General features: G+C 61.7%; 10 protein-coding genes. 3 read left to right on the top strand and 7 right to left on the bottom strand.

The genetic code is table 11. From position 1 onward, the window contains the following. The 3 genes from CAG47_RS12595 to CAG47_RS12585 are packed head-to-tail and all read left to right on the top strand — an operon-like array spanning position 1 to position 5,476. Positions 1–1,245: an exonuclease SbcCD subunit D C-terminal domain-containing protein gene (locus CAG47_RS12595; protein ID WP_085725180.1), complete on the top strand. Its 1,245-nt coding sequence runs from the start codon at positions 1–3 to the stop codon at positions 1,243–1,245. Further along, positions 1,242–4,883 carry an AAA family ATPase gene (locus tag CAG47_RS12590; RefSeq protein WP_085725179.1) on the top strand — a complete coding sequence of 1,214 codons (3,642 nt, stop codon included), beginning with the start codon at positions 1,242–1,244 and terminating at the stop codon, positions 4,881–4,883. The genes CAG47_RS12595 and CAG47_RS12590 overlap by 4 nt, the downstream gene beginning before the upstream one ends. Further along, a complete protein-coding gene (locus tag CAG47_RS12585) occupies positions 4,880–5,476 on the top strand; it encodes a glutathione S-transferase (RefSeq protein ID WP_085725178.1) in 597 nt (198 codons plus the stop codon). Before CAG47_RS12590 ends, CAG47_RS12585 begins: the two co-directional genes overlap by 4 nt. Before the next feature lie 127 nt (positions 5,477–5,603). Here the strand turns inward: CAG47_RS12585 and CAG47_RS12580 are convergent, their stop codons facing one another. The 7 genes from CAG47_RS12580 to araD1 all read right to left on the bottom strand — a co-directional run bounded on the left by CAG47_RS12580 (position 5,604) and on the right by araD1 (position 10,913). Further along, positions 5,604–5,861, bottom strand: coding sequence for a hypothetical protein (locus tag CAG47_RS12580; RefSeq protein ID WP_085725177.1), 258 nt, complete (start codon positions 5,859–5,861; stop codon positions 5,604–5,606). Then, entirely contained in the window at positions 5,858–6,070 is a 213-nt protein-coding gene (locus tag CAG47_RS12575; protein WP_085725176.1) for a hypothetical protein, read from the bottom strand. Before CAG47_RS12575 ends, CAG47_RS12580 begins: the two co-directional genes overlap by 4 nt. Positions 6,071–6,354: 284 nt before the next feature. Next, entirely contained in the window at positions 6,355–6,534 is a 180-nt protein-coding gene (locus CAG47_RS12570; protein ID WP_085725175.1) for a hypothetical protein, read from the bottom strand. Positions 6,535–6,689: 155 nt separating this feature from the next. After that, the gene (locus tag CAG47_RS12565; protein ID WP_085725174.1) at positions 6,690–7,859 is read right to left on the bottom strand and encodes a lactonase family protein; all 1,170 of its coding nucleotides are present in this window, start codon (positions 7,857–7,859) and stop codon (positions 6,690–6,692) included. Then, entirely contained in the window at positions 7,852–8,148 is a 297-nt protein-coding gene (locus tag CAG47_RS12560; protein ID WP_085725173.1) for a DUF5629 family protein, read from the bottom strand. The genes CAG47_RS12565 and CAG47_RS12560 overlap by 8 nt, the downstream gene beginning before the upstream one ends. Positions 8,149–8,329: 181 nt before the next feature. Beyond that, positions 8,330–9,910, bottom strand: coding sequence for an aldehyde dehydrogenase (NADP(+)) (locus tag CAG47_RS12555; protein ID WP_085725172.1), 1,581 nt, complete (start codon positions 9,908–9,910; stop codon positions 8,330–8,332). A 10-nt stretch (positions 9,911–9,920) separates the two neighbouring features. Further along, complete coding sequence (araD1, locus tag CAG47_RS12550) at positions 9,921–10,913, bottom strand: AraD1 family protein (RefSeq protein WP_085725171.1); 993 nt, start codon at positions 10,911–10,913, stop codon at positions 9,921–9,923. Between the last annotated feature and the right edge of the window lie 138 nt (positions 10,914–11,051).

Here is an 11,051-nt window from a genome sequence, read left to right as displayed (position 1 = left end):
ATGCGTCTGTTTCACACCTCCGACTGGCACCTCGGGCAGAACCTGCACGGCCAGGATCGCGATTTCGAACACGGCTGTTTTCTCGAGTGGCTGTTGCGCCAGTTGAAACTGGATCAACCGGACGTGCTGTTGATCGCCGGCGATATCTTCGACACGGTCAACCCGCCGGTCAAAGCCCAGGAACGCCTCTACGACTTCATCGTCAGCGCCCACGAACAGCAGCCCTCGCTGACCATCGTGATGATCGCCGGCAACCACGACTCCGGCTCGCGGATCGAACTGCCCGCGCCCTTGATGCGGCGTTTGCGTACTCATGCCCTCGGTCGCGTGCTGTGGCTGGATGACGGGCAACTGGACGCCGAGCGCCTGTTGCTGCCGCTGCCTGACGCCAGCGGCGCGATTGCCGGTTGGTGCCTGGCGCTGCCATTCCTGCGTCCGGCGGAAGTCACTGGCGCGCACTTGGGCGACAACTACCTGCGCGGGATCGGTCAGGTACACGAGTGGCTGATCGAAGCCGCCAACGCCAAGCGCCAACCGGGTCAGGCACTGATCGCCATCAGCCACGCGCACATGGCGGGCGGCTCGGTGTCGGAAGATTCCGAGCGCAGCCTGATCATCGGCAACGCCGAGGCCCTGCCCGCCAGCCTGTTCGGGCCGAGCATCAGCTACGTGGCCCTCGGTCACCTGCACAAGCCGCAGAAGGTCAACGGCGAGGAGCGCATTCGCTACAGCGGCTCGCCGATTCCGTTGTCATTCTCCGAAATCAGCTATCAGCACCAGATTCTCGACATCAGACTCGACGGCGAAACCCTGGTCAGCGTCGAGCCGAAATTGATCCCCCGCGCCGTCAACCTGCAACGCATCGGCCCGGCGCCATTGAGCGAGATCCTGCTGCAGCTGGCGGATCTGCCGAACATCGACCTGTTGGCCGACATCCAGCGTCAGCCATGGCTGGAGGTGCGGGTGCGCCTCGACGAACCGCAACCCGACCTGCGCAATCAAGTGGAAACCGCCCTGCAAGGCAAGGCCGTGCGTCTGGTGCGCATTGCCGCCGAGTACGCCGGCAACGGCAATCGTGACGGCAGCGACGATGGCAACCCATTGATCGAACTGGACCAGCTCACGCCTCAGGAACTGTTCAGCCGTGCCTGGCAGGACAACTACGGCGGCGAGGTCGACGAGCAGACCCTCAAGGACTTTGCCGAGCTGTTGCAAGACGTGCAGATGGAGAGCGAACAACCATGAAAATCCTCGCGATCCGCCTGAAAAACCTTGCCTCGCTGGCCGGGCCGTTTGAAATCGACTTCACCGCCGAACCCCTGGCCAGTACCGGACTGTTCGCCATTACCGGCCCTACCGGTGCCGGTAAAAGCACCCTGCTCGATGCCCTGTGCCTGGCGCTGTTTGGCGCCGTACCACGCCTGAACAACACCGGCCGCGACGCCAAGGTGCCGGACGCCGACGGCGAAATCGCCACCGGCGACCCGCGCACCCTGCTGCGTCGCGGCACGGGCGAAGGCTATGCGGAAGTGGATTTCGTCGGTGTCGACGGCCGTCGTTACCGCGCCCGCTGGGAAGCCAATCGCGCCCGGGACAAGGCCGCCGGCAAGCTGCAGGCCAGCCGCCAGAGCCTGCGTGACATCGATCAGGATCAATTGCTCGCCAGCCAGAAAGGCGAATACAAGACCCAGCTCGAAGCCGCGCTGGGACTGAATTTCGAACAGTTCACCCGCGCCGTGCTGCTGGCGCAAAGCGAGTTCAGCGCGTTCCTCAAGGCCGACGACAACGACCGCAGCGAACTGCTGGAAAAGCTCACCGACACGGCGCTCTATACCCGCCTCGGTCGTCGGGCCTTCGACAAGACCAAGGAGGCCCGCGAGGCTCACAAGCTGTTGCAGGATCAGGCCAGTGGCGTGACGCCGCTTTCGCCCCAGGACCGTGCGGAACTGGATGAGCGTTTCAACCAGGCGCAGCAGCAACTCAAGACCCAACAGGCGCAACTCAAGCAGCTTGAGCGGCAGGACACCTGGCTCAAGGACCTGCATCGATTGCAGGACGAGCATCTGGCCGCGACCGAGCAACAGCAATCGGCCCAGACCCATTGGCAAGCCCTCGCCAGCGAGCGTTTGAAGTTCAGCCGCCTGGAACAACTGGCCCCGCAACGCCATCAGTTCGAGCGTAAAGCCGAGGTCGATGGGCTGCTGGCACCCTTGGCGGCGCACATTGCCCTGCATACGCAGCAACAGGGCGAACTCGGTGAGCGTCAAGCCCGGCTTGAGCAACAACTCAATGCCGCCCGGATCGCGCTGAGTGAAACCCAACAGCGCCAAGCCGACAGCACGCCGTTGCTGCGTCAGGCCTTCGAAGCGCAAAGCACCCTCGCCCGTCTGGCCAAGGATGCCGCCCTCAGTGCCGAAACCAGGCAACAGGCGCAGCAGGCCTGCACCCAGGGCCAGAACACGATTCAAACCTTGCTCGACCAGCAGGCCCGTGGCGCCGGGAATCTGCAACGCATCGCCACCGAGCTGGAGCAAAGTACTCATCTGGCACCCTTGAGCGATGCCTGGAATGCCTACCGTGATCGCCTGCAACAGTTGATGTTGATTGGCAACCGCCTGAATCAGGGCCAGGCCGAACTGGCCAGCCTCGAGCAAAACGCCGCCAGCGCCGAACAAACCCTCGGCGCGCAGAAGCAGCAACTGGAGGTGCTGTTCAAGGAAGCCAGCGCCGAACCGGATGCCGTCGCCGAGCAGATCGGCATCCTCGGCAGTCTGTTGCAGGACAACCGTAAACAACTGCGCGCCGTCGAAGACCTGACGCGCTTGTGGGCCAGCCGGCAGGAACTGGACCAGCGCGGCGCCGAGCTGCAACAGCGCCAGCTCACCGCGCAGCAGGAGCGTGAGCGCCTGACCCAGGACGGGGTCAAGGCCAAGGCTGATCTGAGCCTTGCCGAACAGACCCTCAACGTCACTCGCGAACTGCTGGAGCGCCAGCGTCTGGCGCGCAGTGCCAGTGTCGAAGAGCTGCGCGCGCAGTTGCAGGACGATCAACCATGCCCGGTCTGTGGAAGCAACGAGCATCCCTATCATCAGCCGGAGGCACTGCTGCAAAGCCTCGGCCGTTTTGATGAAAGCGAACAGGCCAACGCGCAGAAAGCCGTCGACCTGCTCAAGGAAAAACTCACCGACCTGCGTGCCGAAGTCGGCGGTCTGATCGCCCAGCAAAAGGAACTGCTGCAACAGCAGGAGCAACTGGCGACCCGCCAGCAAGCCCTCGCCCCAAGCCTGGACGCTCATCCGCTGGCTACCCAACTGCTGAATCAGGACGCCGACAAACGCGACGCCTGGCTCAACCAGCAAAACAGTCAGCTCAACCAGAGCATCAGCCAGGACGAGCAACGGCAGAACGCCCTGCTCACCCTGCAACAGGATGCCGCGCGCCTGACCCAGCAACTGCGTCAGGCCGAAACCGCGTACCAGCAGGCGGCCCAGCACCTGAGCGAGCAACAGCGCGAGTTGGGTAACGACCGCCAGCGCCTGGACGATGAGCTCAATGCATTCGCCAATCTGCTGCCGGCCGAGACCCTGCAAGCGCTGCGCGTCGAACCGGCCGCGACCTTCATGCAGCTCGACCGGCAGATCGCCGAGCGCCTGACGCAAGTCGAACAACAAAAGGAAGAACTGGCCGAGCAGCAACAGCGCCAGCAAAACCTGCAAATAGAGCAGGATCGCCAACAAAGCCGCGCGCAGCAATTGCAGGCCGCTGAACAGCGGTTCACCGAATTGGCCGAGCAGCAACAGACTTGCCAGCAAACGCTCGGGCAATTACTCGGCGAACACAGCAGCGCCGAGCATTGGCAGCAACAACTGGAACAGGCTGTGGAACAGGCGCGCAGCGCCGAAGCCAGCACCGCACAGACGTTGCAAAGCGTCCTCACGCAGTCAGTGCAACTCGCCACCGAACTCAAGGCGCAGCAGGAGCGCCTGGACGCAATGCAAAGCGAAGAACGCGAACTCGCCGGCAAGATCGGCGACTGGCGTGCCCGTCATCCCGAACTGGATGACGGCGGCCTCGAAGATCTGCTGCGTGTCGACGATGCCCAGGTCAGCGAGCTGCGCCAACGCTTGCAGCACAGCGAGAAAGCCATCGAACAGGCCAACGTACTGGTGCAGGAGCGCAACAAACACCTGCTCAATCATCAGGCTCAACACAACGGCCACCTTGATGCCGAGCAGTTGGCCACGGCGCTGGTCGACCTGCAAAACCTCGCCGCCACCAGCGAGCAACACTGCGCCGAACTGCGCGCCGAACAGGCCGAGGACCAGCGCCGGCAGAACGCCAACCAGGCCCTGGCGCAGCAGATTGCCGCTGCTTACAACGAGTATCAACGCTGGGCACGCTTGAATGCATTGATCGGCTCCGCCACCGGCGACACTTTCCGCAAGATCGCCCAGGCCTACAACCTCGACCTGCTGGTGCACCACGCCAACGTGCAATTGCGTCAACTGGTGCGCCGCTATCGCCTCAAGCGCGGCGGCAGCATGCTCGGGTTGCTGGTGATGGACACCGAAATGGGCGACGAACTGCGTTCGGTGCATTCGCTGTCCGGTGGCGAAACCTTCCTGGTCTCGCTGGCGTTGGCTCTGGGCCTGGCGTCGATGGCGTCGAGCACGCTGAAAATCGAGTCGCTGTTCATCGACGAAGGCTTCGGCAGCCTCGATCCGCAATCCCTGCAACTGGCCATGGACGCCCTCGACGGCCTGCAGGCCCAGGGCCGCAAGGTCGCGGTGATTTCCCACGTACAGGAAATGCATGAACGGATTCCGGTGCAGATCCAGGTCCGCCGCCAGGGCAATGGCCTGAGCACCCTGGAGGTGAAATGAACACGTTGTATTCCTTCCGCCGCTGCCCCTACGCCATGCGCGCACGCATGGCCTTGCGCTACGCGGGCGTCGCCGTGGACATCGTTGAAGTCAGCCTCAAGGCCAAGCCCGCCGAGATGCTGGCGCTGTCGAGCAAGGGCACCGTGCCGGTGCTGAGCGTCGACGGCCAGGTGATCGATGAAAGCCTGGAAATCATGCGTTGGGCCCTGGCGCAGAACGATCCCCAGGACTGGCTGCTCAAGGATGACCCTGACGCAGCAGCGCACATCGCCCCGCTGATCGAGCAGAATGATCAGGTGTTCAAGGTGCACTTGAATCGCTACAAGTACGCCGAGCGTTACCCCGAGCAGCCGATGGAGGTGTATCGCGGTGAAGGCGAAGTGATTCTGCAAAGACTGGATGAGTTGCTGGAGGGACGCGACTATTTGCTGGCCGATCATCCAAGCCTGGCCGATGTGGCGTTGCTGCCCTTCGTGCGCCAGTTCGCCCACGTCGACCGCGAATGGTTCGCGCAGACGCCTTATCTGCGCTTGCAGGTGTGGCTACAGCGGCTTTTGGAGTCGGACCTGTTCACATCAATCATGAAGAAGTAACCGCATCCGCTTCCTGTAGGAGCGAGCATGCTCGCGATGGTCGTCAACGATAACGCGGGCAGTCTGATTCCCCGCGGTGTCTGGGCCGCCATCGCGAGCATGCTCGCTCCTACAGGGGTTGTGTATTTCACATCAACACTTCACACATCCCGATCGCCGAGCAATCAACGGTGAATGGGCCGAGAAATCCGCTATCGGATTTGCTCGGCGGATTGCCGGCCAGCATCCCCATGGCCTTGGCTGTCTCGATGTTGCGCGCGATGTTGTGATTGGCCTCCATCGCCCGCGCCACTCCACCTATCGAACCTTGCCCGATCCCCAGTATGGAAAATCCGTTGGTGATGAATGCAAGGAAGGCGATGACCAACAGTTTGCAACGGTTCATGCTCCGTCGACTCCCGCGAAGTCAGCCTGATCTGCCAGCGCCTGATTGGCACGGTGTTCAAACTGGATACCGGGATGGGCGACCTGGATCGGTGCTTCGAAGGTGGATTGCGACTGGGCCGAAAGGCTGACCAACAGCACCATGGCAAGGTAAAGACCGATCGCTACATAAGCGCCATGTTTGGCAGAAGTGAGAATAGTGCTGGCCATGATGCTCTCCACAGGCATGTTTCAATGCCCACAGAATCGATCAAAAAAGCCTGGGTAACCACTCAGCGTTTTCCATAGTGACTATCAGCTTCGTTGATCATTAAGCCAGGCTATTTCAGCCTTCAATAAAACTCATCAAGCACAACGTTGAAAGTAAATTGATACTGTCAAAAATGCGTTATGCAGGAGCGACATCACTCTGATCGTTTTCGACACTCGGTTTTCACTACCGGGGTCTTCGATCATCAGTGACTTCGCTCCTGCATAAAGGCAGGGCTGAACGCTCAGGCTTGGGTTTTGTGATCCAGCGCAGCGTAGAAGTTGGCGCTCTGTTGCAGGTATTTCTGGGTGTAGCTCTGGGTGTGGGATTTCTTGTCGCTGATTTCAACGTTGGCGCTGGCAGGCAGGGCAACGGAAGCCGAGATGGCGGAAGCGGCGATTACGGAGAAGAGATTGAAATTCATGGGGTGTTCCTCGAAGTCAGTTGGCTTACTTGCCCGGTGGGGCCGTGAAGCAAACTTAACCCTCGAGGGTTCACGCCTTGAAATGCTTTGTAGCAGTACCAGATATCAGCGTCATTGATAAAAGCAGGCAGGCCCCATGAACCGGGGCCTGTGGCTTATTGACGCAGCAAAAACCTGAGGTCGCTCGGGGCGTCCATCGGCAGTTTTTGCACAGTCTTGCCCAGCAGACCGGTCCTGGCGTCACGTTCGACGACGACAATCTGGTTGCTCTTCTGGTTGGCGATCAACAGGAATTTGCCGCTCGGATCGAGGCTGAATTCCCGTGGGTGATCACCCTCCACGGCCCGACGTTGCAGTTCACTGAGGTGGCCCGTCGCCGGATCGATGGCAAACACCAACAGTTGATTGGCCGTACCGCGGTTGCTGACGTAGAGGAATTTGCCATCAGCCGAGGCATGCAAAGCCGCCGCTGCCTTGTCTGAGACGGGTTGCCCGGCAGCCAGATCGACCATCTGCGTTTGCACGAGTTGACCATCGTGGTAATCGAACACCGCTACTTGCGCGCTCATTTCCATGGTCAGCCAGGCATGTTTGCCATCGGCGCTGAACAGCAGGTGGCGCGGCCCGCTGCCGGGTGGCAACTGCACGAATGCAGGGGTGGACGCGGTCAACGGCAGTTCCGGGTTGGCCTTGGGGTCGAAGCGGTAGGCAAACACCTTGTCGGCGCCCAGGTCATTGGAGAACACGAACTTGCCGTCCGGTGAAGGGACCGTCGAATGCACATGCGCCGACATCTGCCGTTCGGCATTGACCCAACTGGCCGGATGACTGCTCATCTGCACCACCGGTTTCAATGTGCCATCGGCGCTCACCGGCAACACGGCCAGGGTGCCACCGGGGTCTTCGGCCACCGAGTAATTGCTGACGAACAAATGGCTGCCATCGACGCTGAGACTGGAATGGGTCGGCTCGTTGCCCAGGCTTTGCACCTGGCTGATCAGGCTCAACGCATGGGTCTTGGGATCGATGGCGTAACTGCTGACCCGCCCGACCGGATCAGTCTGGCCCGGGCCGTTCTCGTTGACCACGAACAGGTGTCGCTGATCTTGTGACAGGGTCAGCCAGGACGGATTTTCGCTTTTGATCACTTGCAGCGGCTTGGGACCGATCTGCCCGGTGGAGCTGTCGAAAATCAGGCGATAGATGCCCTGGCTTTGCCCGGCGGTGTAGGAACCGACGAGCAATTGCCAGTCTTCGGCGGCTGCCGCCTGAATCCCCATCGCACCGATGCTGCCGGCGATCAACAGGGGCCAGAGGTTACGCATCGTCCTGGTCGTCGTCTTCGTTGTCACCGCTGATGACATCGCCCAGGCACACCAAACGGTGTTCGCCCGAGTCACCGGTGATCAACCAGCTTTGCAGAGTGACATCGTAGGTTGCGGCGTCGACCTGTGCCGGGGTGAACTCCCAGTGTTTGGCCGCTCGGCCGTCCATGCACTCGATATGCAGGTTGTCGTCGACATCGAGGGCGAATTCGAAGGCATGCAGTCCGTCGATTTCCACCATTCCGCAATGTTCGAGGGCGTGGAGCAAGGTATCGCTTACAGCAGTCATGGCAGTCAATCTTTGAATGGGGAAAACCCAATGATAGCTCAATGCGCCTCACTCCCCCGATTCCTGTAGGAGCGAGCAAGCTCGCGATGGGCGCAAGAGCGCCGCGGGGAATCAGATGCCCGGCGTTATCGTTGACGACCATCGCGAGCATGCTCGCTCCTACAGTGTGTGTGGGTCGCGGTTAGAGCGCGTCGCGCGACGGCTTGCCGTCCACCAGGCGCTGGATGCGCAGCGGGTTGGCGTTTTTCAGTGCGTCCGGCAACAGACTGTCGGGGTAGTTCTGGAAACACACCGGGCGCAGGAAGCGGTCGATGGCCAGGGTGCCGACCGAGGTACCGCGCGCATCGGACGTTGCCGGGTAAGGCCCGCCATGGACCATCGAATCGCAGACCTCCACGCCAGTCGGATAGCCATTGAGCAGGATCCGCCCGACCTTCTGTTCCAGCAACGCCGTCAGCCCGGCGAACTGCTCGAAGTCCTCCGGCTCGCCAACGAGGGTGGCGGTCAACTGGCCGCGCAGGCCGCTCAAGGCGGCCGTGAGCTGTGCATGGTCATCCACTTCAATCACCACCGTGGCCGGACCGAACACCTCCTCTTGCAGCACCTCATCGCCGTCGATCAACAAGCCCGCCTCGGCCTTGAACAGCTGCGGCTGTGCCTGATTGCCCTGCTGCGCATTCCCGGCCAGGTGCTTGATGCCCGGATGCGCGAGGAGCTTTTGCAAACCCTGGCCATAACTGCTCAAGGTGCCGGCGTTGAGCATGGTTTGCGCCGGCTGATCTGCCATCAACCCGGCCACTTGCTGTACAAAGGCGCTGAATGACGGCGAGCGAATGCCGATGACCAAACCGGGATTGGTGCAGAACTGTCCGCAGCCCTGTACCACCGACGCCGTCAAATCCCGAGCGACCGTCTCGGCCCGCACCTGCAACGCCTGCGGCAAGACGATCACCGGGTTGATGCTCGACATCTCGGCGAACACCGGTATCGGCTGCGCACGGGCCGCGGCCATGTCGCACAAGGCTCGACCGCCCTTGAGCGAACCGGTGAAACCCACGGCCTGAATGGCCGGATGCTTGACCAGTGCTGCGCCGACGCCACCACCATAGATCATGTTGAATACACCGGCCGGCATCGCGGTTTTTTCGGCTGCGCGAATGATTGCATCGGCCACTTGCTCGGCCGTGGCCATGTGTCCGCTGTGGGCCTTGAACACCACCGGGCACCCGGCGGCGAGCGCCGACGCGGTGTCGCCGCCGGCCGTGGAGAACGCCAACGGGAAGTTGCTGGCGCCAAACACCGCCACAGGTCCCAGGCCGATGCGGTACTGACGCAAATCCGGGCGCGGTAACGGCTGACGCTCAGGCAATGCCCGGTCGATTCGCGCGCCGTAGAAATCACCACGCCGCAACACGTGGGCAAACAGGCGCATCTGCCCGCTGGTACGTCCACGCTCGCCTTGAATCCGCCCTGCGGGCAACGCCGTTTCGCGGCAGACCACAGCGACAAAATCATCACCGAGGGCATCCAGCTCATCGGCAATGGCATCGAGAAACTGCGCCCGCCGCTCTGCGCTCAGGTTGCGATAGGTCGGATAAGCGGCCGCTGCCGCGCTGGCCGCCGCATCGACTTCCTGCACTGTCGCCTGGGAAAAATCGTGGGGCAAGGCCTCGCCCGACGTCGCATCGACACTCTGCAACTTGACGCTGCCAGCGGCGCTGCGCTGGCCGCCGATATAGTTGTGACCAAGAATCCGGATCATGGGTAATGCCTCACAGTGTGCCGACGCTGCCGGGTTGGAAAGACGCTGCGACCGGTGCGATGCCGTTGATCAATGGCGCGCCGAATTCGGCCTGGGTGATCTCGAACACATCCCCCGGTTGGGTGCGAATGCCATCGGCGAAGGACAGGGTCGCGGTACCGAAAAAGTGGATGTGCACATCCCCCGGGCGCAGGAACTGGCTGTACTTGAAATGATGGAACTCCAGGTTGGCGAGGCTGTGGCACATGTTCGCCTCGCCACTGAGGAACTCGTTCTGCCACAACACTTCGCCGTCGCGCAGGATGCGGCTGGTACCGGCCAGATGCTGCGGCAGTTCGCCGATTCGCAATTCCGGGCCGTAGCTGCAACTGCGCAGTTTCGAGTGAGCCAGATACAGGTAGTTCTTGCGCTCCATGACGTGATCGGAGAATTCGTTGCCCACGGCAAAGCCCAGTCGGTACGGCTTGCCATCGTGACCGACCACGTACAGGCCAGCGATCTCCGGTTCTTCGCCGGCATCTTCGGCAAACGGCGGCAGCGCAAACGGCTGGCCTGGTCTGACGACGATGCTGCCATCGCCTTTATAGAACCATTCCGGTTGCACACCGGCTTCATCCGCCGCCGGCTTGCCCCCCTCCACACCCCATTTGAAGATGCGCATGGTGTCAGTCATCGCGGTTTCGTCGCCACTTTGCTGGTGCATCTTGTCCCGGGCCGACGCGCTGCCCAGATGGGTCAGGCCCGTGCCGCTGACCAGCATGTGCGCCGGGTCCGGATGATCCAGCGGTGGCAGGATGCGCCGTTGCGTCAACAGTTCGGCATAGTCGTGACTGATGCCCAGGCCGAAACCCTGCACCTGTTGCTCAAGGCTTGCCCCCGCCTCGATGGCGGCCAGCGCCAGATCGCGAACGGTGCGCACGTCCTGCACTTCACGGACCAGGCCTGCTTCGACAACTCCAACACGGCGTTCGCCGTTACTCAATTCGAACTGAACCAAACGCATGAAATTTCTCCTTTAAGCAAAACTTGAAATCACCGCAGATCTCCTGTGGGAGCGAGCCTGCTCGCGAAAGCGGTGTACCAGCCAACATCAGTGTTGAATGTTCAATCGCATTCGCGAGCGGGCTTGCTCCCACAGTTG

The sequence above is a fragment of the Pseudomonas sp. R37(2017) genome (assembly GCF_002113375.1).
GTDB lineage: Bacteria > Pseudomonadota > Gammaproteobacteria > Pseudomonadales > Pseudomonadaceae > Aquipseudomonas.
Note: the sequence above shows the minus strand (reverse complement) of the source record. Positions and strands in the feature narration are given on the sequence as shown.